The 25,683-nt window shown below is 51.6% G+C and carries 25 protein-coding genes and 1 tRNA gene; 11 read left to right on the forward strand and 15 right to left on the reverse strand.

Annotated features, from left to right (window positions below):
* Positions 1-171: 171 nt before the first annotated feature.
* The 4 genes from metH to KUO20_RS07875 all read left to right on the forward strand — a co-directional run bounded on the left by metH (position 172) and on the right by KUO20_RS07875 (position 7,538).
* Positions 172-3,867 carry a methionine synthase gene (metH, locus tag KUO20_RS07860; protein ID WP_235042299.1) on the forward strand — a complete coding sequence of 1,232 codons (3,696 nt, stop codon included), beginning with the start codon at positions 172-174 and terminating at the stop codon, positions 3,865-3,867.
* Positions 3,868-3,876: 9 nt separating this feature from the next.
* Positions 3,877-5,208, forward strand: coding sequence for an MATE family efflux transporter (locus KUO20_RS07865; RefSeq protein ID WP_235042300.1), 1,332 nt, complete (start codon positions 3,877-3,879; stop codon positions 5,206-5,208).
* A gap of 121 nt (positions 5,209-5,329) precedes the next feature.
* A complete protein-coding gene (locus KUO20_RS07870) occupies positions 5,330-6,985 on the forward strand; it encodes a nitrite/sulfite reductase (protein ID WP_235042301.1) in 1,656 nt (551 codons plus the stop codon).
* The gene (locus tag KUO20_RS07875) at positions 6,975-7,538 is read left to right on the forward strand and encodes a DUF934 domain-containing protein (RefSeq protein ID WP_422823132.1); all 564 of its coding nucleotides are present in this window, start codon (positions 6,975-6,977) and stop codon (positions 7,536-7,538) included. Before KUO20_RS07870 ends, KUO20_RS07875 begins: the two co-directional genes overlap by 11 nt.
* 52 nt (positions 7,539-7,590) lie before the next feature.
* Here KUO20_RS07875 and KUO20_RS07880 read toward each other — a convergent pair whose 3' ends face one another.
* The 3 genes from KUO20_RS07880 to smrA form a co-directional block, all read right to left on the reverse strand.
* Complete coding sequence (locus KUO20_RS07880; protein WP_235042303.1) at positions 7,591-8,907, reverse strand: type II toxin-antitoxin system HipA family toxin; 1,317 nt, start codon at positions 8,905-8,907, stop codon at positions 7,591-7,593.
* A complete protein-coding gene (locus tag KUO20_RS07885; RefSeq protein ID WP_235042304.1) occupies positions 8,901-9,230 on the reverse strand; it encodes a helix-turn-helix transcriptional regulator in 330 nt (109 codons plus the stop codon). Before KUO20_RS07885 ends, KUO20_RS07880 begins: the two co-directional genes overlap by 7 nt.
* Before the next feature lie 189 nt (positions 9,231-9,419).
* Positions 9,420-10,010 (reverse strand): DNA endonuclease SmrA, encoded by a 591-nt coding sequence (smrA, locus tag KUO20_RS07890; protein WP_235042305.1) that lies wholly within the window; start codon positions 10,008-10,010, stop codon positions 9,420-9,422.
* 167 nt (positions 10,011-10,177) lie between these two features.
* Here smrA and KUO20_RS07895 point away from each other — a divergent pair, with 167 nt between their 5' ends.
* From KUO20_RS07895 to pdxH, 4 genes are all read left to right on the forward strand, one after another.
* Positions 10,178-10,648: a gamma-glutamylcyclotransferase family protein gene (locus KUO20_RS07895; RefSeq protein ID WP_235042446.1), complete on the forward strand. Its 471-nt coding sequence runs from the start codon at positions 10,178-10,180 to the stop codon at positions 10,646-10,648.
* A 60-nt stretch (positions 10,649-10,708) separates the two neighbouring features.
* Positions 10,709-11,332 (forward strand): NAD(P)H:quinone oxidoreductase, encoded by a 624-nt coding sequence (gene wrbA / locus KUO20_RS07900; RefSeq protein WP_235042306.1) that lies wholly within the window; start codon positions 10,709-10,711, stop codon positions 11,330-11,332.
* On the forward strand, positions 11,329-11,721 hold the full coding sequence (locus tag KUO20_RS07905; protein ID WP_235042307.1) for a DUF2069 domain-containing protein: 393 nt from the start codon (positions 11,329-11,331) through the stop codon (positions 11,719-11,721). Before wrbA ends, KUO20_RS07905 begins: the two co-directional genes overlap by 4 nt.
* Positions 11,722-11,864: 143 nt before the next feature.
* Positions 11,865-12,509 (forward strand): pyridoxamine 5'-phosphate oxidase, encoded by a 645-nt coding sequence (pdxH, locus tag KUO20_RS07910; RefSeq protein WP_235042308.1) that lies wholly within the window; start codon positions 11,865-11,867, stop codon positions 12,507-12,509.
* A gap of 63 nt (positions 12,510-12,572) precedes the next feature.
* Here the strand turns inward: pdxH and KUO20_RS07915 are convergent, their stop codons facing one another.
* Positions 12,573-15,320, reverse strand: a complete 2,748-nt coding sequence (locus KUO20_RS07915) for a bifunctional acetate--CoA ligase family protein/GNAT family N-acetyltransferase (RefSeq protein ID WP_235042309.1) — start codon at positions 15,318-15,320, stop codon at positions 12,573-12,575.
* 104 nt (positions 15,321-15,424) lie between these two features.
* Between KUO20_RS07915 and KUO20_RS07920 the strand changes: the two genes are divergently transcribed.
* Together KUO20_RS07920 and KUO20_RS07925 are read left to right on the forward strand one after the other, a co-directional pair.
* Positions 15,425-16,366, forward strand: a complete 942-nt coding sequence (locus tag KUO20_RS07920) for a histone deacetylase family protein (RefSeq protein WP_235042310.1) — start codon at positions 15,425-15,427, stop codon at positions 16,364-16,366.
* Between the two features lie 100 nt (positions 16,367-16,466).
* On the forward strand, positions 16,467-17,099 hold the full coding sequence (locus KUO20_RS07925) for a helix-turn-helix domain-containing protein (RefSeq protein ID WP_235042311.1): 633 nt from the start codon (positions 16,467-16,469) through the stop codon (positions 17,097-17,099).
* Positions 17,100-17,116: 17 nt separating this feature from the next.
* Here the strand turns inward: KUO20_RS07925 and KUO20_RS07930 are convergent, their stop codons facing one another.
* From KUO20_RS07930 to KUO20_RS07950, 5 genes are all read right to left on the reverse strand, one after another.
* Entirely contained in the window at positions 17,117-17,467 is a 351-nt protein-coding gene (locus KUO20_RS07930) for a TusE/DsrC/DsvC family sulfur relay protein (protein WP_235042312.1), read from the reverse strand.
* Between the two features lie 2 nt (positions 17,468-17,469).
* On the reverse strand, positions 17,470-17,757 hold the full coding sequence (tusB, locus tag KUO20_RS07935; RefSeq protein ID WP_235042313.1) for a sulfurtransferase complex subunit TusB: 288 nt from the start codon (positions 17,755-17,757) through the stop codon (positions 17,470-17,472).
* Positions 17,758-17,770: 13 nt separating this feature from the next.
* Positions 17,771-18,136 (reverse strand): sulfurtransferase complex subunit TusC, encoded by a 366-nt coding sequence (gene tusC, locus KUO20_RS07940; protein ID WP_235042314.1) that lies wholly within the window; start codon positions 18,134-18,136, stop codon positions 17,771-17,773.
* A gap of 11 nt (positions 18,137-18,147) precedes the next feature.
* A complete protein-coding gene (tusD, locus tag KUO20_RS07945) occupies positions 18,148-18,537 on the reverse strand; it encodes a sulfurtransferase complex subunit TusD (RefSeq protein WP_235042447.1) in 390 nt (129 codons plus the stop codon).
* A gap of 84 nt (positions 18,538-18,621) precedes the next feature.
* A complete protein-coding gene (locus KUO20_RS07950) occupies positions 18,622-19,302 on the reverse strand; it encodes a Bax inhibitor-1/YccA family protein (RefSeq protein WP_235042315.1) in 681 nt (226 codons plus the stop codon).
* Positions 19,303-19,462: 160 nt separating this feature from the next.
* Here KUO20_RS07950 and KUO20_RS07955 point away from each other — a divergent pair, with 160 nt between their 5' ends.
* On the forward strand, positions 19,463-20,224 hold the full coding sequence (locus KUO20_RS07955; RefSeq protein ID WP_235042316.1) for a dienelactone hydrolase family protein: 762 nt from the start codon (positions 19,463-19,465) through the stop codon (positions 20,222-20,224).
* Positions 20,225-20,292: 68 nt separating this feature from the next.
* Here the strand turns inward: KUO20_RS07955 and KUO20_RS07960 are convergent, their stop codons facing one another.
* The 6 genes from KUO20_RS07960 to KUO20_RS07985 form a co-directional block, all read right to left on the reverse strand.
* A complete protein-coding gene (locus tag KUO20_RS07960; protein ID WP_235042317.1) occupies positions 20,293-20,457 on the reverse strand; it encodes a hypothetical protein in 165 nt (54 codons plus the stop codon).
* Positions 20,458-20,673: 216 nt separating this feature from the next.
* Positions 20,674-20,856: a hypothetical protein gene (locus tag KUO20_RS07965; protein WP_235042318.1), complete on the reverse strand. Its 183-nt coding sequence runs from the start codon at positions 20,854-20,856 to the stop codon at positions 20,674-20,676.
* Between the two features lie 541 nt (positions 20,857-21,397).
* A complete protein-coding gene (locus KUO20_RS07970; RefSeq protein WP_235042319.1) occupies positions 21,398-21,607 on the reverse strand; it encodes a hypothetical protein in 210 nt (69 codons plus the stop codon).
* A gap of 150 nt (positions 21,608-21,757) precedes the next feature.
* On the reverse strand, positions 21,758-23,404 hold the full coding sequence (locus KUO20_RS07975; RefSeq protein WP_235042320.1) for an SNIPE associated domain-containing protein: 1,647 nt from the start codon (positions 23,402-23,404) through the stop codon (positions 21,758-21,760).
* 393 nt (positions 23,405-23,797) lie between these two features.
* Positions 23,798-23,888: transfer RNA gene (locus tag KUO20_RS07980), tRNA-Ser, on the reverse strand.
* Positions 23,889-23,936: 48 nt separating this feature from the next.
* Positions 23,937-25,643: a potassium/proton antiporter gene (locus KUO20_RS07985; protein WP_235042321.1), complete on the reverse strand. Its 1,707-nt coding sequence runs from the start codon at positions 25,641-25,643 to the stop codon at positions 23,937-23,939.
* Positions 25,644-25,683: the final 40 nt, after the last annotated feature.

Genomic DNA, 25,683 nt, shown 5'->3' on the forward strand with positions numbered 1-25,683 from the left:
TGACGGTAGATGGTCACCTGTCTGTCTCACCGGCATTGTCTAAAGGCCTCTAGAGGCGCCTTTTGTACTCCCTTTTGTTATCATTACGCGCCGCTTAACCACTGATGCTGCTTTTTCCGACGATAACAACACCCCCTTTGACGACTGTGACGCTGGAGAATTCCCCCTGCCATGGCTGATAGTGCTTTGATCGCAACCCTCACGCAACGCCTTACCCAACGTATCCTGATTCTGGACGGCGGTATGGGCACCATGCTGCAGAATGCCAATCTGAGCGAGGAGGATTTTCGTGGTGAACGATTCAGCGATTGGCCCTCGGATCTTAAAGGTAATAACGATTTACTGGCGCTCACCTGCCCCGATTTAGTCGCGCGTATTCACCGCGACTATTTAGAGGCGGGCGCAGATATTATCGAGACCAACACCTTTAACAGCACTCAGCTGTCACAGTCTGACTACGGTATGGAAGCGCTGGTCGTAGAGCTTAACTACGAATCGGCACGCCTGGCGCGCAAGGTCTGCGATGCGGTCGCGGCTGAAACCGGCGTGCCCCGCTACGTTGCTGGCGTGCTAGGCCCTACGTCGCGTACGGCTTCGCTATCGCCCGATGTCAATGATCCGGCCAAGCGCAACGTAACCTTTGATGCGCTGCGCGAAAATTACTATGAGGCTGCCGAAGCGCTGATTGCCGGCGGCGCTGATCTGATTATGATCGAAACGATCTTCGATACGCTCAACGCAAAAGCGGCTATTTATGCGTTAGAAGAGCTATTCGATGATCGTGGCGAGAGAATGCCAGTGATGATCTCAGGCACCATCACCGACGCCTCTGGGCGCACGCTTTCAGGCCAAACAACTGAAGCTTTTTGGAACTCAGTGCGCCACGCTCAGCCGCTTTCTGTAGGGCTAAACTGCGCGCTAGGTGCTGAGGAGCTGCGCCCCTATTTGGAGGAACTCTCCAAAAAGGCTGATACCTTCGTTTCAGCGCACCCCAATGCGGGGCTGCCCAACGAGTTTGGTGAGTATGATCAGACGGCTGAAGAAATGTCTGAGATTGTCAGTGAGTTTGCCGCCAGCGGTATGGTCAACATCATTGGCGGCTGCTGCGGCTCAACGCCAGACCATATACGTGCGATTGCCGATTCTGTACGCCATATGGCGCCCCGCGTTGTTCCAGAGCTCAGCCCTGCCTGCCGCTTATCAGGGCTTGAGCCGTTCAATATTCAAGCCGACTCCCTATTCGTCAACGTCGGCGAGCGTACTAACGTCACCGGTTCAGCCCGTTTTAAGCGGTTAATTGTTGAAGAAGACTTCACCACGGCACTAGAAGTCGCCCTTGAGCAGGTCGAGAACGGCGCTCAGGTGATTGATATCAATATGGATGAGGGCATGCTGGAGTCTAAGGAAGCCATGGAGCGCTTTCTTAACCTAATTGCCGGTGAGCCTGATATTGCCCGTGTGCCTATTATGATCGACTCCTCCAAGTGGGAGATCATCGAAGCGGGCCTGAAGTGTGTTCAAGGCAAGGCGATTGTTAACTCCATCTCGTTAAAAGAGGGAGAGGCCGCCTTTCGCGAGCAGGCAACCAAGTGCCGCCGTTTTGGCGCGGCTATCGTGGTAATGGCGTTTGATGAAGAAGGTCAGGCGGATACCTTCGCGCGTAAAACGGAAATTTGTCAGCGGGCCTATCGTTTACTAGTGGATGAGATTGGCTTCCCTGCTGAAGACATTATTTTTGACCCGAATATTTTTGCCATCGCGACAGGTATTGAAGAGCACAATAACTACGCGGTCGACTTTATTGAAGCTACTCAATGGATTCGTGACAACCTGCCCCACGCCATGATTTCAGGCGGCGTCTCCAACGTCTCGTTCTCTTTTCGCGGCAATAACGCGGTGCGCGAAGCGATTCACTCCGCGTTTCTCTATCATGCGATCCGCGCGGGCCTCAGCATGGGCATCGTCAATGCGGGCCAGCTTGCCGTGTACGACGACTTGCCTGCAGAGTTGCGCAATGCCGTCGAAGATGTGGTGTTAAACCGCCGTAGCGACGGCACTGAACGCCTGCTCGATATTGCCGACAAGTTTAAAGGGGACGGCAGCGGCGCGCCCAAAAAAGAGGATCTTGAATGGCGCAGCTGGCCGGTCAACAAGCGTATTGAGCATGCGCTGGTAAAAGGTATTACGGTTTATATTGAAGGCGATGCGGAAGAGGCGCGTAGTCAGGCCGAGCGCCCAATCGAAGTCATCGAAGGTCCGCTCATGGACGGTATGAACGTCGTTGGCGACCTCTTCGGCGACGGTAAAATGTTTTTGCCCCAAGTCGTTAAATCTGCGCGGGTGATGAAGCAAGCCGTGGCTTACCTGATTCCTTTTATTGAAGCTGAGAAAAGCGAAAAGGTGAAAGCCAAAGGCAAGATCGTTATGGCGACGGTAAAAGGCGATGTTCACGATATTGGTAAAAACATTGTCGGGGTGGTGCTGCAGTGTAATAACTACGAAGTGATAGATCTTGGCGTAATGGTGCCCGCTGATAAAATCTTGCAGGCCGCGAAAGATCATAACGCCGATATTATCGGCCTTTCCGGGCTCATTACGCCGTCGCTGGATGAAATGGTCAGCGTGGCCAAAGAAATGCAGCGCCGTGGCATGGACCTACCGCTGCTGATTGGCGGGGCGACAACCTCTAAAGCCCATACGGCGGTCAAAATTGAGCCTCAATATGAGCACCCGGTCATTTATGTCACCGATGCCTCGCGCGCGGTAGGCGTTGCGGGGCGGCTGCTCTCTGCTGCTCAAAAGCCCGCCTATGTGGCTGAAATTCGCGAAGAGTATGAAAAAGTTCGTGAGCGTAACGCTAAGCGCCGCCCTAAAGCGGCAGACCTTGATTATACCCAAGCGCGCAAGCGGCGCTTTCGCACTGACTGGAGCAACCACACTCCCGCTCAGCCCACGATGATTGGATTAAAAACCTTCGATAACTATGATCTCGAAGAGCTCGTGGCGTTTATCGACTGGACGCCCTTCTTCATGAGCTGGCAGCTCGCGGGCAAGTACCCCAAAATTCTCAATGACGACGTTGTCGGTGAAGCTGCTCGTAACCTGTTTGAAGACGCGAAACTCATGCTGCGCAAGCTAATTGATGAAAAGCGCGTGCAGGCACGTGGCGTTATCGGGCTTTGGCCTGCCAATAGCGTTGATGATGACGTGATTGAGGTCTATGCCGACGAGTCGCGCAGCGAGGTTGTTGAGCGCCTCCATCATATTCGCCAGCAAACGACGAAAGGCCGCGACGGTATTTGCTATAGCCTGGCCGACTTTATTGCGCCCAAGGAAAGTGGCAAAGCCGATTGGATTGGCGGCTTTGCGGTGACTACCGGTCACGGTGTCGATGAGCTTTCCAAAGCCTATGGAGCGGCGGGCGACGACTACAACGCGATTATGGTCCAGGCATTAACGGATCGACTGGCAGAAGCCTTTGCCGAACGTATGCATGAGCGTGTACGTAAGGAGTTCTGGGGCTATGTACCAGAAGAAGTGTTAGACAACGATGCGTTAATTGCTGAGAAATACCAGGGCATTCGCCCTGCCCCCGGCTACCCGGCCTGCCCTGACCATACTGAGAAAGCCACGCTGTTTAGAATGCTCAATGCGACCGAGAATACCGGCTTGGCATTGACTGAAAGCTTTGCTATGTGGCCCGCTGCCGCCGTTGCAGGCTGGTACTTTGCTCATCCGCAGTCGAAATATTTCTCGACTGGTAAGATTACTCGCGATCAAGTCGAGGCTATCGCGGCGCGTAAGCCCATGCCGTTTGAGGAGATGGAGCGCTGGCTTTCCCCGGTGCTTTCCTACGACCCAAGCTAATCGATACCAATGGGCCTGTTTGTCACCCACCGTCACGGTAAGGTAATCCGCCTCGCCCTGCCGATTATGTTGGGCATGCTGTCACAAAGCGTGCTCAATTTGATCGATGCAGCACTTGTGGGGCGGCTGGGTGAAGTGGCGTTGGCCGGTGTTGGCGTGGGCGGTTATGCGATGTTTATGCTCACCGCTATTGTCTTTGGCCTCTCCTCCAGCGTGCAGTCACAGACGGCTCAGTGTGTTGGCGTATCCGCTGCAGAACGCTATCATCCGCTGCATTCTGGGCTAATGATAGGCGCTGCCGTGGCGCTTCCACTATCAATATTGGCATGGTGGCAGGCGCCTTTTATCATTGGTTTTATCACCCAGACGCAGGACGTACATGAGGTTGCCGTTGGCTACTTTCGTTGGCGGGTTATCTCGCTACCGGCCATTGCGTTGACGCTATGTTTTCGTGGCTACTGGAACGGCCGCCAGCAGACGCATCTTTATTTGCAGATCATTGTGGCGGTGCACCTGCTAAATGTAGTCGCTAGTGCGGGCTTGATCTACGGCGTTGCTGGCCTGCCACAAATGGGGGCCAGCGGTGCCGGCGCAGGCACGACCCTATCGCTTTTTGCCGGCTTGATGGTGTGGAGTTGGATAAGCTTGAAAAATGCGTTCAATGCGGATTTTTTGACATGCCTGCCAAGCTTCGTCACGCTACGTTCGACCCTCGCGTTAGCCATACCGCACTCTATTCAGCAGCTTTGCTTCGCAGCGGGCTATGCCGTTTTATTTTGGCTATTAAGTCAGCTAGGCACTGCTAGCGTGGCCGTTGGACATGTTCTTATTAATCTATCGCTACTACTAATCTTACCGGGTGTAGGTGTGGGCGTTGCCACGATGAGCTTGGTGGGCGAAGCCTTAGGGCGAGATGCCCAGCAAGAAGCGCACCAGTGGGGCCTGGATGCGCTTCGCGTGGCCTGGCTGCTACTGTTATTGCTGGCGCTGCCTATGCTGCTAATACCTGGAAAGATACTCGGCATCTTCTTTAGCAGCCCCGAGCTTGTCGCAATGGGCGCCTTACCATTACAGCTAACCGGTGTGATGATCGTTATAGATGCCGCGGCGCTGGTGCTTGCTCAAGCGTTAATGGGGGCTGGCGCTCAGCGAACGGTCATGATGCTAACCTTGGGTATGCAGTGGCTGTTTTTTCTACCGCTGGCCTGGTGGGTAGGTGTTGGTCTAGCGCATGGCTTATTAGGTGTATGGCTGATGCAGCTATTATATCGGCTGGTTAATTCCATTGGATTTATGTGGGTCTGGCAACGTCGTCGCTGGGCTTTACCGGCTTTTAAATAGCTTTTAGTGCTAAAAAGATAATTATATATTCTTTTGTAGAATATGATGCCCGCGTTAAGGTGGCACTACACTAACACCCGTCTCAACGTGACCATTTCGCTTTTTAGCAGGATCGTGCCACATGTACCGTTATGATATTCACGACCAAACGCTGGTTGATGAGCGTGTCGCTCAGTTTCGCGACCAGATGGAGCGCTATCGCGCCGGGCGTTTGGGCGAAGAAGAGTTCCGCCCGTTACGGCTGCAAAACGGCCTATATATTCAACGGCATGCGCCTATGCTGCGTATTGCAATCCCTTATGGCATGCTGGCTGGCCATCAGCTACGTGCCCTGGCTGAGATTACTCGCCGCTATGACCGTGGTTACGGACACTTTACAACGCGTCAAAATTTACAGCTGAACTGGCCTGCTCTCGAAGATGTGCCGGATATCTTGGCCGACTTGGCGAAAGTTCAGATGCACGCGATTCAAACTAGCGGCAACTGCATTCGTAATACGACCAGCGATCAGTTTGCGGGCATCGCCAATGATGAAGTGGAAGATCCGCGCGCCTGGTGTGAGTTAATTCGCCAGTGGTCTACCCTTCACCCCGAATTCGCTTATTTGCCGCGCAAGTTTAAAATCGCGGTTAGCGGGGCTGCCCAGGACCGTGCAGCGATTCAAGTGCATGATATTGGTCTGCGCCTTTGGTACAACGACGAGGGTGAGCTGCGCATTAAAGTATTGGCCGGTGGCGGCTTAGGCCGCACCCCCATGATTGCTGACGTGGTTCGTGAAGACCTCCCTTGGCAGCACTTGCTGACGTATTTGGAAGCCTGTGTACGGGTTTATAATCAGTTCGGCCGGCGCGACAACAAGTTTAAAGCGCGGATCAAAATCCTCGTTAAGGCGCTGGGCATTGATGAGTTCCGCCGCCGGGTAGATGAAGAGTGGGCGCACTTAAAAGATGGCCCGCAAACGCTTAATCAAGCCGCTGTCGACGCTGCTAAAGGCCACTTCCCTGAGCCTGATCGTCGCCCAGTAGCCGCCTCAGCCACTGAAGATTTTGATCACTTGCGTGCTGAAAATCGCAGTTTTGCGCGTTTTGTAACCAACAACGTCACCGATCATAAGGTGGCTGGTTACAAAGCGGTGACGCTGTCACTTAAACGCCGTGAGCATGCCCCGGGTGACGTCACCGCTGACCAGATGGAAGCCGTCGCAGATTTAGCCGACCGCTTCAGCTTTGGCGAAGTACGTGTTACCCATGAGCAGAACTTAGTGCTGTCCGATGTCCCTGTTGATGAGATGCAGGCGCTTTGGCAAGAGCTAGAAGCGCTCGGCATGGCAAACCCTACGGTAGGAACGCTTAACGATATTATTTGCTGCCCAGGCGGAGACTACTGCAGCTTAGCCAACGCAGTGTCTATTCCTATCGCTCAAGCCCTGCAGGAACGTTTCGAAGACTTAGACTTCTTATACGATCTTGGCCCGCTGGATCTGAATATCTCCGGTTGCATGAATGCCTGCGGACATCACCATGTCGGCCATATCGGCATTTTGGGGGTCGATAAAAAGGGCGAAGAGTATTACCAGATATCGATCGGCGGTAACTCCACCGACGATGCCTCGCTGGGCAAAATTTTGGGCCCTTCATTCTTCCGCCAGGATGTACCTGACGTGGTTGAAAAAATATTGGCGGTCTATGTAGGCCAGCGCCATGACGACGAACGCTTCTTGGATACTTACCGCCGTATTGGCTTAAAACCCTTTAAGGAGCATGTTTATGCCAAATAAGAACATGCCAACGGCCAATGATGAGACGCAAGAAGAGGCGTTAGAGCTAGCGCCTGTGCACGTCGATAATTTAATTGCTAACGGCGAGCTGGCGGCCGAGAACGCCTGGTGCGCCTCCTATGACACTGACACACTTCCTGAACAGCGCCCGGCGTTTGTGCCATTGGCGCTGTGGCAAGCGAATCAAGAAGACGCTGAGCTAGCGCCGCTGCTTACCAGCGATACCGAATTAACCCCCGCGCTGGGCGAGCAGCTTGGCAGTGTTGCGGCCATTGCGATTGATTTCCCCGCCTTTACCGATGGGCGCGGCTATACGGTCGCTCGGCTGCTGCGTGAGCGCTTTCACTACGCAGGTGAAGTTCGCGCCGTCGGCGATGTCTTGGTTGACCAATTGGACTATATGCGTCGCTGTGGCTTTACTTCAATGGCACTACGCGACGACCAGCATCCAGAAGATGCCTTGCGCGCGCTGAATGCTTTTAGCGTTCGTTATCAAACGGATGTTGAAGAGCGCCAGGCGTTGTTTGAACGTCGCTTAGCTGCCAGCAAGTAACACAGATCATTAGCCGGCAAAGGCACTGCGCCTTTGCCGGCTTTTTTTGATTTTAAAGCGCGAGCCGAAGGTTTGACGCCACTTCGTCTATCAGTGATGCAGGTACACCGTGTTCACTGGCCAGCTTCCGCCATTTTGCAACGTGTGCAATGGTTTCATCGATCATGGCGTTGATCTTTTTACGGGTAAACAAAGGGCTCAGCCTTTCTAACGAATAAAGATCACTGCGAGAAAAATGATCGCGCTTACCATTTAGGCTCATCCAATGGCTGTTCACCCACGGGCTTCCCGGTTTGTAGCTATAAGCAAGGTCATAAGCCGGTGCGAGTGACCAGGCTCCTCCTTTCAGCATAAATGCAAAATTTTTCGCGTGATCATCGTGGTTTCTAGCCACTATATTAAAAATCATACGTCTAAATAATTGTTCGGCGTCTGCTGCAGAAAGCTGTAGCTGTCTCGCCACACCAAATAATTCAGCGTATGAAAATGAGCCTGGCTTTTTATAGTCAACGTGGGCTATGCCGTTCAGCGTTTGCACGTGCAGTTTGCGATTGCCGGTACGGTCAAAGCGTTGCGTTATAAAGTGGCGCCGCGGGCCTTCATTAATCAGCTTACAAGGCATCATCTCAATGCCGCAGGCTTTCGCTAGCAGATGATAAACATACTCCATGGCACCATAGCCTAGCGGGTCGCCAAACGTCTCACGATTTTTATTATGCTCACTGACGCCATCAAACTTCATCAGAAAATGCGTAAATCCATCCGGCACGCGTGTTTGTCCTGAGCGCACCTGGGAAAAATCCTGATTAAACGCAAGAACCGCTTTCGGGCGAGCGCCCCCAGCGCTCATTCCGACAGACAGTAGCGCCATCATGGCTTCTCTGTCTTCCTGCCCCTCCTTATTAAGCTCAACGGCAAAGGTTGAGCGGCTATCGAGTATTTCCTGCGCAATGCCGACTAAGGTGGCTATTTCAACGTGGGCCGAGGCATTGAGACTTTTTAGTTTCGTGGCAGGCGAATACTCCAGCGCCCCCATGCCCCGCTTGCCAGTATATTGCAGCCTCTGCAGCGGCGTAATGTCACTAGCCTGCCCACCTTTGCTGGCGACCCAGGCATTGAGTACGGCATTGCCAAAGTCATCGGGCAGTGAGTCGGCGATGAGTCCCGGCAGGCCCTTAAAGGTTTCAACATTGAGCTCAGGAAAGCTGAATATTTTTTTGCCAAGAGGCATTTTAATGGGAGAAAGCTCAACGCCATCGTTAATAAAGGCACCATCGTATTCAAAGGCACCAACGCCGGTGTGGGTATCGAAACTCACCGCCCCAACGTAGCGGTCGAGATAGTTGACGTTGATAACTTCCATTACCATTCAAGCGGCTCCTCATCCTTGGTTTTTCGCTGGCCAGAGGCGCGCTGACGCTGCTTACTCTGTAGCTTGGAAAGCTGCAGTGGTGAAATAGTTTGTGGCGGTAAAAAGTGCTCCAACTGGGCCGTCAGATCGAGTGCCACCATGATGGCTACCAACCCCTCTAGTTGGACTTTTCCTTTTTCAGCATTCAGCACCACTTTTCTTGATAAGCCGGCGAGAGCGGCTACTTCTGCCTGTGTCATGTCGTGATTGAGGCGCGCCTGTTTAAGGCGCCCTCCTAACGCTTCAGCAATCGCAGCAGGTGATTTATTGTCAGTCATCATAAGGTGCTCTTAAGCGAATATAATGAGGGTAAATATCGTCTATGATCTAAATATAGCACATTATGAAATATTGTTTTTAATCGCAAAACACAGAAAAGCTATGAATATATAAGAGGCGCTAAATAGAACATTAATGGCTAAAAGATTAGCTAATGATCCGAAATTAGCACCTTGTTATATATTGACCAACTATCCACGTCTCTTTTGCTGACGCTCGCGATTATTTGCCTTAGCGCGGCCACTTTTGCGCAGCATTACCCAGGTAGCACCGAGCCCACCCTCTGATGGTTGAGCCGATACGTACGCTTGGACTTCGTCAAACTGGCCGAGCCACTTGGCAAGGTATGAACGTAATACATTGGCCGGGCTGTCGATATCACGCCCCCGGCCGTGAATAATTAACACCGAACGTAAATCGTGAGCATAGGCTTCCTGAATAAAAGGGAAAAGCAGCCGACGGCACTCACTTAAAGGGCGCCTGAGCAGATGAAGCTGGGACTGAACGCTATAGCCGCCGTGCTTTAATTTATCGACAACGCCCTGCTGTATGCCCTCGCGGCGATATTCGATAGGATCAAAAGGAGGCAGCAGGTCGACGAAATCGTCGGATAGAAAATTGCGCGATCCTCTCTCTTCTTCTGCCCATTCACGCCGTGCCAGCTGAGCGTCAGAAGGACATTTACGATGAGCAGTAGGATCGGCGCGATTACTCGCCGGTAGCGGTTTAACATCGCCGACGAGAGCACGAAAATCCATATCATCACGAAGTGGCTGATTCATTGCAGGCTCCTCTGACAGGGTCTAATGGCTATCCTAACAAACTCGAATACTGTGCTTAAACAGATTAACTAAGTCGATAACATAGGGCTTGTCATCATCTATTCAGAGCGCCAAGCTATGCCAGCACTTCTTTACCATTCAGTGAGAGGCACTCTGGTTTGGCTAAAATGGTTTGGTTAAAACGCCTAGCGATCGGTAGCAGCGTGGGGGCTGCAGGCATAGCCGGATGGCTGTGGCTCACCATGCTCAGCCCATGGTTTTATGATCGCCCAGACGATCTTGATGACATTGAGCAGCGCGTCCATCAGGTCTTTGTGTACGGTACGCTTCGCTATGCGCCGGTGCGCTTGGTCGTAATGGGTGGCTTCGGCTCGCCTGAAGAAGCCGTTCTTGAGGAGTATCAGCGCAATGGTCTCGACCTTTCATCCCAACCGGGCAGTTACGTCAACGGGCTGCTACTCACGGTAGATGCCGCTGAGTTGCGCCGCTTAGACCGCTATGAACGACTGGGCGTACGCTATGATCGTGTGATGATAACCCTTGAGGATGGCATCCGGGCCTGGGTCTACTTGCGCCGTCCAGATACACAAAATGCGCTTGCCTCTTACGCGGAGTTGCCGATAGCTCTGGTACCATAGGGCAGATAGGCTTATCCATATTTGCCAAGGCCGCTTTTATGACCTTATTCAGGAATGATGATGAGTGACATGACCCCGTACGTTTTGGTTCTCTACTATTCTCGCTCCGGCGCTACTGCCACCATGGCGCAGCAAATCGCGGCCGGCATAGAAAGCGTACCTGGTATTCAGGCACGTTTGCGGACAGTGGCACCGGTTTCAACAACCTGTGAAGCCATTGATCCAGAAATTCCTGTTGAGGGCGCGGTTTATGCTGACCTAGACGACCTGCGCAACTGCAGCGCACTGGCGTTGGGCAGCCCAACGCGATTTGGCAACATGGCGGCGCCGCTTAAGTATTTTATCGATTCCACCAGCAGCCTATGGATGAACGGTGCGCTGATTGATAAACCGGCCTGCGCATTCACCTCAACCTCAAGCCTGCATGGCGGTCAGGAAAGCACCCTGCTGACAATGCTGGTGCCGCTGCTGCATCATGGCATGGTTTACGCTGGCGTGCCGTATAGTGAAACCACGCTATTAGAGACGCACACGGGCGGAACGCCTTACGGTGCGAGTCATGTCGCTGGCGCTCGTAGCGATCGCTCTGTGGATGAGCATGAGCGCGCGCTGTGCGTTGCGCAGGGAAAACGGCTGGCTCGACTCGCGTTAGCACTGAATGCCATGCGGCAGAACGCTTTATGAGGCAGTGGCTGGAAGATATCGAGGCACGCCATGGATTAGATCAGCTCACGCTTAAAAGCCGCCAGCTGGTGTTAGTCAGCGGTGCCATCTTGCTGGTATTAGTTATTTATCGGGGCTTTTTAGTACAGGGCGATGAATTCAACTGGCGCCCTGTCGTGGCTTTTGTGCTTCCCCTGGTGCTGTTTTTACCTTCTATTATTGGCCAGCGAGCGCGTGGACACGCATGGCTTGCGTTCGTCAGCCTGCTCTATTTCACTCAAGGCGTAATGCTGGCAAGCGTTCCTGGGCAAAGCGTTCGTGGCATTTCGGAAGCTATCGTTTCGCTTGCCCTGTTTGCGGGATGCATGGGCTATGCGCGTTTTCGTAGCCGGCAGTTGCGTCAACAATAGTTACATCAAAAAAACAACGCCGTAAGCACTATACTGGTGAAAGCCCAGCGAATCGCTCTATATTCATTGAGAATCGAGAGCGGCCGTTTGAGGTTTTCAGTGAGACCGGCGACCATGGATGAAATTCAAGGGAGAGTCATTCGATGACACGTAACATAGCCGATATTAGGCGTGATTATGAAGGCGGCAGGCTAGATGAGTCGCTGGCGCCCACCGATCCTTTTGTACTATTTGATGAATGGTTCACCCTCGCCCTGGAAAAAGAAGGCCAGGATGGCAATGCCATGACGCTTGCCAGTGTGGATAGCCAAGGCAGGCCACACGCACGGGTAGTGCTATTAAAAGGCTTTGATGAACGCGGAATGGTGTTTTTCACCAACTACCACAGCCATAAGGGCAGTGAGTTAAGCAATGTGCCCTACGCGGCGATGACGTTTTGGTGGCCATCGCTTTCTCGGCAAGTCCGTATCGAAGGACTCGTTGAGCGGATACCCACCGTAGAGTCAGATGAGTATTTTGCCAGCCGCCCGCGCGGCAGCCAGCTTGGTGCCTGGATTGCTACCCAAAGCGTTGTAATTCCAGGGCGCAACTGGATTGAAGAGCGCCAAAAGCGCTTTGAGCAAGCCTACCACGGACAAGATATACCGCGCCCGATTCACTGGGGCGGCTACCGCGTGGCACCTGACATGATCGAGTTTTGGCAAGGCCAGCCCAGCCGCTTGCACGATCGGCTGCGGTTTGAACGCCGCGACAGCAATGAATGGAGTCGCTTTCGCTTAGCGCCTTAACGCGACGAGCGCATAAAAAAAGTATTTAAAAGGCCTGCAGTGATGACGACAGGCCTTTTGCGGTTAGTCGGGCAGGCTTTCAAGGCGATGCCGCTGCCACTCACTTTCAGGTTCATTGAGGCGTAACACGGCATCAATCACCTGCTCTTCCATGTTGTAACGGCATTTAAAGCCTAGGTGCTTCATTAAGGCCCGCATCGGATGGTTATCAACCATGATTTTGCCAATCATTTCCAGGGTGCCGATGTTAGTGCAGTAGTCGATCATCTTCTTCATTAACAGGCTGCCAATGCCGAGCCCCTGCAGGTCATCACGAATGATGATCGAAAACTCGGTGCGAATATTATCAGGGTCGTTCCACACCCTTGCCACGCCCAGCATCTCTTTTTTGCCATCCGCGCCTAAATATTCAGCGATAAAGGCCATCTGGCGGTCGTAGTTAATATGCGACAAAATCGACAAGTCGCGCTGCGTTAAATTAGATTTATTGTGGAAGTAGCGAAAGCGAATACTCTCTTCTGAGAGTTGGCGGTGGAACGTGGTAATGAGATGCGCATCTTCGGCACGAATAGGCCTGACCTCGACCTGCCAGCCGTTTTTAAGCGTCACCCATTCCCGCAGCTCTTCTGGATAAGGCATGATCGCAAAGCGCGACGGCGTCCCCAGATCCATCGCGAAATCGACGGCAATCATCCCATCGCGATTAAGTATCAACGGATTCACCTCAAGCCCGCGTAGATCGCCAAGGTCTGACGCCATTTGCGATAATTTGACCAGCATTTGGCACAGGTGCTGTATATCCCGCTCAGGGTCGGCGGAGTGTTCACGAATTAACGAGGCCGCATGCGTTCTGCCGACTACGTCGGCGGCTAGGCTCATGTTCAGCGGCGGCAGCGCTACCTGGCGATCAGCCAAGACGTTGACCTTATAGCCGCCGATACCAAAGACAATCAGCGGGCCAAATACCGGATCACGGGTAATGCCTGCGCAGATCTGCATGGAATGCTTGCCGCGTTGCATGGGCTGCAAACAGTATTCGCGGATCGCGTACTCCGGGAATTTTTCCGCGACTTTGTCGCCCAGCTGACGAATACCCTCAGCCACCTGCTCTGGGGTTTCTAAATCCTGCAGCAAGCCTGCCGAAATTTTATGCGGATGCTTGCGGTAGCGATAAGGACGGCAATTGCCTTCATGAACCACCTTGAGCGCTTTGCTTCCAGAAATGCCTGCGGCCTTTTCAAGTGCTTCTTCAGGGCTAGATAAATACACGCTCGGGGCCGTAGGAATACCGTATGCCTCAAGCACTTGAGCAGTTTCAGAGTGAGTTAACGTTTGCCTGCCCTGCTCTTTTGCCTGCTTGATGAGTGTGCGGCACTGAGCGCGTATTTCAGGGCTCGTTGAAAAGGGTAAGCTGGGTGGAATTTCCTGCAGCAGCGCCTGAACACGCTGGTAAATCACCATGTGCATGAAGGCCTTAACGGCCTTTTCAGGTGAAATGTAGGTGGGAATTCCGGCTAAATTGCATATATGACGCGCGTTCAGAGCCTCCTTTAGGCCCATCCAGCTGGTCAGTAAGTTGCGACGAAACTTCTTACGGTTATCGATTAACACTTGAGCCGTGACGAGCGATGGTGCCATGCGAGTAGGCGCGTGAACGACCAGCACGGCATCGACATTGGCATCAGACGCGACAATTTCCAGCGCTTGAACAAACCGCTCTGGCGACGCATTGCCGCCTAAATCCACCGGGTTCTCCCCCGGTTTACTCATATCGACCTGGCTAAGATGCAGCGCCGCCTGCGTTTCAGCGCTAAATTCAGCTAACTTACCGCCAGCGCTAATCAGCTTATCGATAGCCAGCATGGCTGGCCCCAACCCGTTCGAGACAATTGCTAGGCGGTCCCCCTTCAAGGGCTTCATGCGTGAAAGCGTTTCTAGCGCATCAAGCAGCTCATCGGAATCATCAACGCGCACAACGCCAGCCCGAGCAAAGGCCGCATCAAAGACCACATCGCGATTCGCAATGCCTGGCGTCGGCGCCATGCCCGAGATATCCGATTCGGGCGTGCGCCCGCTTTTTATCGCCAGCACTAAGCGGTTACGCGATGCATCGCGTACGGCCGTCATAAAGTGCTGGGCATCATTAATCCGCTCTAGGTGGAGCAATATGGCCTGAGCCGGTGAGTATTGATTAACGTAATCAATAAGATCCGGCAGCAGAACGTCCACGCTATCGCCAACAGTGATCAGATGTGAAAAGCCTACATCACGCCCAGCGGCCCAATCTATCATGGCATTGGCCAGCATGCCGGACTGGCCCAAATAAGCGACGCGCCCCGCTTTGACCGGCTGGCTGGCGTAAGAAACATTAAGATTCTTGCCCGGCACAATCAGCCCCATGCATTCCGGACCCAATACTCGAATGCCCGAAACGCGTGCTGCACTCAGCATCCTTTCACGGATGGAGCCTTTATTGCCCTTATCACGATCAAGATAGGCGCCGCCAGAAAGTACCAGAGCCGCTTTGACACCGGCCTGCCCAAGCTTTTTAATTAAACTGGGGATACCCTCAATAGGTGAGCACACCACGGCTAGGTCGGGTATTTCAGGCAGCTCACTTACGCGACTTACGCACGGCACCCCGAATACCTGAGCATAGCCTTTCAAGTTGACGGCCCAGAGCGACCCTTTGAAGCCGCCATCTTGAATGTTTCTCAGCACTAAACCGCCCAGCGATGCGGGCTTTTCAGAGGCACCAAACACCGCTAGTGTACGAGGTTCAAAAAAATGGTGTAAAAAGCGCGTGCTCACAAATGAGTCTCCCCTGACATAAATAGCGGCTGTACGACTTATTGAGACTGTCGCGTAGGGCCTGGAGGCGATTAAGGTGTCATCAATAATAATGGAGCGTTTGAATGATTACCGCCTACCTTACCCACCCCGATTGCTCATTGCACCATATGGGGCCAGAGCATCCGGAAAGCCCACAGCGTCTGGAGGCTATTCGCGCCCACCTATCGCTTGCGGGAATACTGCAGCAGACCATGCAGGCCGACGCTAAAGAAGCTTGTGAAGAGGCATTAGCCAGGGTACACCCCTTGCGTCATCTTCGCGCGCTGGAAAAGTGTTTACCCAAAGAAGGCATCATCGCATTGGATAGCGATACCATGATGAATCCTGACAGTCTGAAAGCCGCTAGAGTGGCCGCCGGCGCTGTTATTCGGGGGGTTGATCAGGTGTTTAAGTGCCAGGCCGATAACGTTTTTTGTGCCGTTAGGCCGCCTGGCCACCATGCGGAGGCCAGTGATGCCATGGGTTTCTGTTTTTATAATAATATTGCCGTTGGCGCAGCCCATGCCCGCGAAAAATATGGTGCTAAGCGTATTGCCATCCTGGATTTTGATGTGCACCAGTGCAACGGTACGATCGATATTTTCAAAAACGATCCTGAAATTCTCATTTGCACAAGCTTCCAGTATCCGTTTTATCCGTGGCGCTACTTACGCAGTGAGTGGCAAAACGTTGTGAATACTCCATTGGAAGTTGGCACTGACGGGCCCGAGTTTCGGCGCATTATCGAAAGTCATTGGCTGCCCGCCCTGCATGCTTTTAAGCCAGATTTAGTCATGATATCTGCAGGCTTTGATGCCCATCGCGATGATCCAATGGGCGACATTTGCTTGGAGGATGAAGATTTTTACTGGATCACTCATCTCGCTATGGAAATCGCCACTCTATACGCCGATAACCGCATTGTCTCGGTGCTTGAAGGTGGCTATCACCCAAAATCGTTAGCCAGCGGTGTAGAGGCGCATCTAAAAGCGCTGCTAGGACTTCCTTTCGCAGAAGTACCTTAAAGCCCGTATCGAATGGGCGGGCTCAATGGGTGTGAGTATGAGCTGTGATATCATGCTCAGACTCAAATGCCCCACGTTAACGCAGCCAATGTGACGATTTATGACCGCAACCACCGAAGAGCATGCCGCGCTGCGTATCGCATCGGGAAGCAAGCCGTTTGTTGAACCGCTACGCCTGGGCGAAAGGCTTAAGCAAATTCGTCTTGCCAACCAGTGGACGCTGGAAGATGTAAGCCAGCGTACGGGGCTTGCGCGTTCAACGCTTTCTAAAATTGAGAATGACCAAGTATCACCTACCTTTAGCGTGGTGCAGAAGCTAACGACGGGCCTGAACATTGACCTGCCTCAGCTGCTGACGCCACCAAAGCGCGAGCGCTACACCATGGGCCGCCGCGATTTAACCCGTAAAGGCAAAGGGCAGCTACACCCTACGCCGACCTATGAGCATGAATTGCTCGGTCACCAGCTAGCCCAAAAGCGCATGATACCCTTCAAAACTATCGTTCGAGCGCGCAGTTTCGAAGAGTATCAGCAGTGGGTGCGCCATGATGGCGAAGAATTTCTGATGGTGCTGCATGGCGATATAATGCTTCACACCGAGTTTTATGCCCCGCTAGTGTTAGCCGAAGGCGACAGCATCTACTTTGATAGTGATATGGGCCATGCGCTTGTTTCGACCAGCCTGAACGATGCAGTGGTGCTTTCAGTGTGTACGCGTGGCGATATTGTTTAACGTGATAAAACACTGCGCTATAGGCAGTTGGTAGGCTTAGGCAAACCGGCTAGCCGGGCAATCCTTTTAGGCGGGCTGCCCGGAAAAAGCTGCATCAAATAAATGGAACGCCCCTTCTCTTCACCTAGCGCTGTTTTGGTTGCTTTTACCAATGGGCGCATCGCCGGCGCCATTTCATAGCGCTGATAAAAAGCCCGCACTAGATCAATTATTTCCCAGTGCTCAGAGGTCAGTGGCAGCCCCTCCTCGCTGGCCATTAACTCAGCTACTGGCTCGCTCCAGTCACCTTGATTAACAAGGTACCCTTCAGGATCGAGTCCCCATTTTTCTTCTAAATCAAGATAACGGTATATTTTTGGTTTAGTCATGCTTAATACCAGGTTACTGTTTTTTCATTCTGCTCAGTCAGTACAACAAAACCGTCTACATCGACCGTAGGCAGTCCATGATCAGCCGCTATCTTTGCTAGGCCTCTAGAAGTAAGGTCTTCTGAAAGCAAATAAATACGCTGATGAAAGTGCAGCCATGCGCTCCAAGTAGGGTCAAGAGCGGCAGTCACCGCCTCTTCAACCAATAGCACCGTGTCTTGGGCGCCTGCCGCAAGCTGCATTTGAGCAAATGCGCTACTGTCTGACGGCTTGGTGAGGATGTGCAACATAGTGATGGCCCCACTAAAAGCTGAAAATTTTGGCGTGTTGTTGCAATAAATCGGGTATATCTGCATTCGCCATTAGCGTTACGCTGTCTACAAGCGCATCTGCCGGTATATGCAGGCTTTGTAGTGCCTCTCGTGGCACCCAGAGCTTATCAATATCGTACATTTCCAGCATATCAATAGTTGGCAGCGTGGCTTTCTGACCTGGCGCGCCACTGCCCTGCTCTTTTAGCAGCGCCATTATACCCTGCCCCATAAACAACAGTTCCACCGGCTGCCCAAACGCCGCAGCAACCAGTGCCGCATCTAATCCTTCACGTAACCAGTTTGAACCGTGAGGTGCATGGCGAATAATCACCAGTAGCGCATCAGGTGCCACCATTGACTCACCTTTTAAGCAAAAGTAATAAAGCGATCAGAACGCTGCTGTAGTTCAAGTAACTGTCCAAGGCCGGTCAATTCAAAAGGTTTTTCAATATTAACGGCTTGCTTGCCATGCCGCTGCGCTTCCGATTCGCTCATTAGCCCCCGGCGCAGCGCTGCGGCAATACAGACATCTAATTGTACGGTATGCAGACGATGAAGCTCTAACCAGGCTTCATTGAGATTGAGCTCATCCTGCGGAGGTGCCATCAGTGAAGACGCATTATGAACACCGTCGTGATAGAAGAACACACCCGCCAACCGATGCCCCCGCGCAATAACGGCGTGGGCAAAACGCAAAGCAGAATGCGGTGCAGGACTGCTATACGGAGCGCCCATCACCAATAAACCATACTGCATCATATTAATACCTAGTCACAGCTAGCTAAAAAAAAGACAGGCCCTCGCAAAAGGGCCTGTCCTATCGTCTAACGCCGTTCAAAATCAATCGTTACTCATAATACCCAAAATCGACAACAGGCTAACAAACAGATTGTAGATGGATACGTAGAGTGTCACGGTAGCGAGAATGTAATTAGTCTCACCGGCGCGGTGAATGATTTCGCTGGTTTGATACAAAATGGCAGCTGAAGCAAACAGTACAAAGCCCGCAGATACCATTAGTGACAGCGCAGGAATGTTGAAGAAGATGCCCGCAACCATGGCAAGAATCAGCACGATGGCACCTGCCATCAGGAAGTTACTCAAGAAGCTGAAGTCTTTCTTGGTTGTTAGCGCAACGGCTGACAAGCCAACAAACGTAAGCCCCGTCATCGCCAGTGCATTCATGATCAATGCGCCGCCGTTAGGGAGCGTTAGATAGGCTGAAAGGATCGGCCCAAGGGTAAAGCCCATGAACCCTGTAAACGCAAACGTCGCCAGCAAGCCTGCCGCTGAATTCGCCGTTTTGTGGACAAGGAACATCAGTCCATAAGCACCAATAAAGAACACAAAAATGTTCATTTGCTGGATGCCCATTGCAACAGCGGCACCCGCTGTTACTGCAGAAAACAAGAGTGTAATCGCCAGCAGTGCGTAGGTATTACGCAATACTTTGTTAGTACTGACACTGTTTGCCACACCGCCCGACTGGGGGCGTGCCATACGTGAGTCGTTGTAAGCCATGTGTTAATGCTCCCTAATAGTATTCTAACAACGGACAAGAATGCCGTTACTGAGTTCCAGACGCAAGCACTTGTGTTCGACGCAAATGGTAATTCAACGTTGTACCAGTTTATCAAGAATTGACTATGCTTGCTTAACACCTCTTTTGGACACCAAAACGATGAACAAAATACTACTGCCCATCGGCGCAATAACGCTATTGTCGCTCGCCTTACCTGCGCTTGCGTACTCGCCTGCTGGCAATGACATTACCTATAAGATTAATGCAGAAAATTTTCAGGGCTATTTTGTTTCAGCCGGCGAAAATGCTCAGGGAACCGTGCTTATTATTCATGATTGGGATGGTTTAGACGATTATGAACGTCAACGAGCCGATATGTTGGCCGCTGAGGGTTACGATGTATTTGCCGTCGACTTATTCGGTGAAGGTAATCGTCCTCAAACAGTGGAAGATAAACGAGCTGCCACCAACCATCTTTACGACGATAGAGAGCGTATGCGCGAACTAACGCTAGGCGGCTTAGCGCAAGCTAGAGAGCAAGGCGCGGCCGAGCAAACGGTGATCCTAGGATATTGCTTTGGCGGAACCGCCGCACTTGAAATAGCCCGTGCAGGTGACGCACAAGGCATTGCGGCCTATGCAAGCTTTCACGGCGGCCTTACAACACCGGAAGGCCAATCATACTCCAGCAGCACTGCCCCCATATTCATTGCCCATGGCGGTGCCGACAGCGCCGTTAGTCTAAACGATGTTGCACTACTCGCAGATGAGCTTGAAACAGCGGGCATTGCCTACGAAGTCGGTATTTATTCCGGTGCACCACACGCCTTTAGTGTGTTTGGAAGCGATGCCTATCGAGAAAACGCCGACCAGCGTTCGTGGGCGACGTTTAAAGATTGGCTAAATGAGATACCCAAATAAGTCTAACTCTTACGAACACCTAGTGACGCGAGCCGTGCCACTAGGTCATCGTCTGATGGAAGAATTATTTAGCTTTGTGCTTCTTCTTCTTCATCATCTTTATGAGCGGTCACGGTTGTGACTGCCGTTTGACGCGCATCTTGAGGAGAACTGTATAAACGTGCATCAATTACATGCAACACTGCCAATTGCGCAAAAAGCATCGCAAAGCAAACGATCAATCCTTTCAACATGGTAGATCTTCCTTAGTGAATTAATAGCATCAAGCTCACAGCATAATAACGATTATTTTTACAGAAACAACGGGGGAAAACGTGAATTAAATAACGCTAAATGCCTCTAAACGCGGCTGAGATGATACTCTTTCACAATTATCTATCGCTCAAATACTTAACGCCTGGATTAGGCGGGCCGCCTTAGGCAAGGTTGATATTTCTTCCTCCACAGCATCAATCCTGAACGGTTACTTCTCTCAAATCCTCAATGCTTATTCCATCCGGCAGCTCTGACTCGCTGCTTGGCAGCCAAACAGGTGAGAAGTCGCTATCTTCTCTACCATCATCATGAGTATGCCCTGGAATACGATAAACCACTTGTTCGTGCCGATGATCCCATGCAAATACACGATCCATACGCCACTCCTCGTTAAAGAACATTGCAGCTACGACACTAATACGTGTGTTGGCGTTCCGCTACGAGCGAACCTTATTGGCAAGTTGTATTTTACCGCGCTGAGGAATCTTCGCGGATCAATGCCAGCCTATGCTCCGCATTCCCACATCTAAAAACCCTAGTCAATCGACATACACTGCGTGGATGCTGTTAAATGTAGCAGGATTATTTAACTGATAAGGAGCTATCTATGAAAACCCTCATCCCACTATTTCTTATTGCCGCACTACTAGCAGGCTGCAGCTCAGGCCCTTCTTCCTCACGAACAGCGGACTGCCGTGAGGTAGCAGAAAAAATGGGCGACAGGATGGCCTACGGTGACTGTATGCGAGGGACTCAGATTAATACATCTGGTTTTTGATACGGCTCAGCAGGCTTCGCTAGAAAGCTAAAAGCTCTTTTTTCTGCCAAGCCAGGAAGCCCCCGCCGCGAAAAGCGTGGGGCTTAAAGAAAATAATATTAGAGATCAACGATGGCTAGGATTAAATCCTACCCCTAGAATTACTTTTTATCGCCTGTTATGCCACCCGCGATTTTTCGCAGCCCTTTTTCAATGAGATGCTCCTCACCCTCACTTTCAAAGTCTGCTTGCTCGGTTGGCTCACAAAGCGTTGCACCGCAAGAATCACATGTAGGTGTCGCTTTAGATTCCATCTCATCGTCGGGGTTGTATTCCTTACCGCATTTTTGGCACTTATCTACATTGTTCAAGGCAGATCTCCTTTTGCCGTACCCATATGTATGAGCAACAAGCAGGAGAATAGGTTCAACTAAGTATGATGAAAAGATAAGAGCCAGAATGACTCTTTCTTTAAACCCAACATTTCATACAACGCAATCATATGCAGTGCTGGCTTTAAGCTAGGCGATCGCGGCCGGCTTCCGGCTCTCACTTGCGATAACGGCCAGAGACTCCCGATACTCCCAAGCCTCGGCTTTCATCGTCCAATGGACTTCAGCCTGCTGATCGTCTACTACCTCACGCACCTGCGTTAGAGGCACATTGAAGAACTCCTTTCGTGCATTAAGACGATTGACTTGATGGGCTGCAAACCGCCTGTGCAGTTCACGCTCAAGCGTTGGCGCATCCTCAGAAAATATCATCGCATGCACATCAAATGAGAAAGGTACGCTTGCATCACCAAGCTCACGCACACGGTCAAGTGGCTCTAATCGCCGCGTCATACCTATTTTGAAAACGCTTTCACCGAAGGAACCAACATTCGAGATTATATAAACATGGCCGCGTCTAGTCTGCTGGGCCATTGATATAGCACGCTGCTCTTTAGATTCCGCAGCCTCTAATTGCTGTTCAAGCTCTGCGAGTCGGGCTTCATACTGAGACCGCTCAGCCTCAGTGGCATTTGCAAGCTGCTTACGCGCCTCAGCCATTGCCTTAGCCAGCATCCGCTCTTCTTTTTCAGCCTCTTTAATAGCCTTTTCAAAATCCCTTCGCGCTTTCTCTTCTTCGCGCATCTGCTCTCGAATGGCGCGTTGCTCTTCAAGCTCTATTCGGCGTAGCTCCATCACAGATACTGCCCACTTCAATTCTTCAAGCCTAGCCTGCAAGTAAAGATCAGTAATGCGTGCGTCTTTGAAGGGTTTACCATTATGATTAACGAGCGCGAAGGCATCCATTATCCCTTGGCGCAACTTCCCATAGTTGTCGTGCTTTACCTTAGACAGTATGGAATCTACCTTCCCATTGAATGCGTCTACAGCAAAATGGATAGCGTATTCACGGCGGATTCGCTCTACATAGTCACAGTCACCAGCACGGCCATTCTTAGCCATGTCTGAGCTTTGTTTGCGCACCTGCTTCAGTCGCTGGCCTGCATCTTTGTGGGAAAAGTCTTCGGCAAGATCATCCAGCAGGCTGGCATTGGGCACAATGTAGTCGTCATGATAGCCCTCGATAACATTTTTCATGGCCTGTGCCGTACGCTCGTAAAGCTTAGCGTTTTCTACCGCTTTAAGAGCGTTACCAGCGGTTTCCTCAGCCTGCTTACGGGCATTAGCGATAATCTCGCCAGCACGATCATGTGCACCTGCTAGCAATTCCTGGGCCTTACCATCAACACTTTTAGCACGTTCGCGTATAGTTTTGGCCTCTTCACGGGCTTCAGCAATGATATTGTCAGACTTCTCACCTGCCCTTCTCCGTGCATTAAACGCATCTACGTTAGCCTTCTCACGATCGCTTCTTGATTCCGCAAGCAGCCGTTTACACTCCTTATCAGACTCCTGCCACAAGCGGCCTGCTTCTTTTTTAGCATCGATTATCAGTCTGACGGCCTCTGCCTCAGCATCGTCAATAGCTTGATATTTAATTAAACGCTCCATCTTCACGGTCAAGCCTGATATTTCACTGTCCTTAACAGAGAGTGATTCATCTAGACTGGCGACAAGCTTGTCTCTTTTTTTATTTTTCAGCGCTGACTTTGCATAAAGCGCCCAGCCAACAAGGGCTAGCAACAGTGCAAACCCGATCAATATTTCTTCACTCATTGTTTTCCCCTGTTTTTACCTTTTTTTGTACACGGATAACATTAACGAAACCGAAGGGGATTTACTAACTACTTAGCACTCGCGCCAGCCTAGCAGAGCCGCATGCTTTATAGCTGCGACAACAGCAATAGCCGCATCCGGGTTTGCTTAGCTGCATTTTCACCGTCTGCCCATTCTTAAATTATAAGAATACTGTTTTTTTATGAAGGCCCTACAAATACGTCTCTTTCTGGGTAATGCGCACGACCTCTACGCTAACAAGCTCAGCCATGGTCAAAATACAATATGGACACACTGAAAGACCGGTACATTCTATAGAAGGGCTACTTGGCAGGAGGCGCAAAGCCTAGAAACGAAAAAACCCCTGACGAATCAGGGGTTTCAGTATTGAGGTGGCGGAGGGACAGGGATTCGAACCCTGGGTAGGTTATTCACCTACGTCGGTTTTCAAGACCGGTGCATTCAACCGCTCTGCCATCCCTCCGGCTTATGCGTGCATATACTACCAGCTTTTCCTTGTAAGTCAACGCCCTTAGTACAATCGAATACCAACACGAGTAATGTTTCCACCTTCCATCTCGCTGACCACCCAGTGAATGCCGTGCCAGTCCACATCATCCCCTAGCACGGGATGCCCTCCTACGCGCATAGCAACAAATTCAGCCAGCGTTATGTTCGCCTCTCCGTCGCTTAGCGTTAGACCATAAGCAAGGGCCACATCTTGCATGACCGCGGCGCCATCCAACGTAAAGGTACCGAAGAACTCGCGCTCCTGTTTCAATTTTGCGTCGCCATTGAACAAACGATTAAGAGTATTCAAATCCGCTGAGCGACCAATCACGCAAATCACGTCACCTAGCTTTAAGCGCGTACTGCCCTTGGGTTGTAGCATGGCGTGATTACGAAACAGCGCAGAAATTAATGCGCCAGAAGGAAAACGCAGTAGGCGAATGGGCACGTCTTCTAAATCTTGATTCTCTACGCCATAAACGAATAGCTCAAAGTCATTCTCAGGCAAAATGCCCAGGGGACCTCGTCGGTTGGGAACAGTGCCAACCGGCACCTCTACCTTCAGCCATCGGGCCATTAGCGTTAGCGAGCCGCCCTGAACCAGCAGTGACATCAACACCACGGCGAAGGCGATGTTAAAGTAAAGAGAGGCATTTTCGACCCCACCTATGACGGGGAAGATGGCCAACACAATTGGCACCGCGCCTCTCAACCCTACCCATGATATGAACAAGGTTTCACGCCAGCGGAATTTGAAAAATGGCTTAATAGTAATCAGCACGGCCAAAGGGCGGGCGATAAATATCAGCGCCAGCGCTACTAAGCTGGCGGGCAGCGCTACTTCCCATAGTTCACTGGGTGTTACTAGTAATCCCAGCACCAAGAAAAGGCCGATTTGACTGAGCCACGCTAAGCCATCGTGCACAGGCAAAATGAAATTGAGGTGTCGCCCCGGCTGATTGCCAATCATTAGGCCGGTCAGGTAAATCGCCAAAAATCCGCTACCACCCAATACGCTGGTGAAGCCGAAAACGCTAAACCCTAGCGCCAGCGCTAACATTGCATAAAGGCCCGGCGCCAAGTCGAGCCAGCGCAGCAGTTTGGCACTTAGCCAGCCACCGCCAATCCCAACAATTAAGCCAATTCCGAATTGCGAAATGAAAAACAGCAGCGTGTCCGTTGGGCCGCCAATGTCACCTACCAGCAACTCCACTAACATTAGCGTCAGGAAAATTGCCATCGGGTCGTTGGTACCGGATTCTATTTCAAGCGTAGCCCCTACCCGTTCGTTAAGATTAACGCCTCTGCCACTGAGCATTGAAAACACGGCGGCGGCATCGGTTGAACCAACAATCGCGCCTACCAGCAGCCCCTGCACCAGCGTTAGATCAAAAATCCACATCGCAATTAAACCAACGATGGCACTGGTGATAAAAACGCCAAACGTGGCCAAAGAAAGCGCGGGTTTAAAACCAACCCGGAAAGTTTTAAGGCGAGTACGCAAACCGCCATCTAACAAGATCATGGCAAGCGCGAGGTGACCGATAGCAAACGCCATGGAGTAATCGTCAAACACCACGCCAAGCACGCCCTCTTCACCCGCCAGCATGCCCAACCCTAGGAAAATCAGTAGTACGGGGACGCCCATCATTGAAGATAAACGGCTTGCCAAGATGCTCAGCGCCATCAGCGCGCCACCCACCAAGAAGAACGTGTAAATTGCATCCATGACTCTCTGCCTCTACTTCAACACAGCGCTATTATTGCAT

The organism is Vreelandella profundi, from assembly GCF_019722725.1.
Taxonomy (GTDB): Bacteria; Pseudomonadota; Gammaproteobacteria; order Pseudomonadales; family Halomonadaceae; genus Vreelandella; species Vreelandella profundi.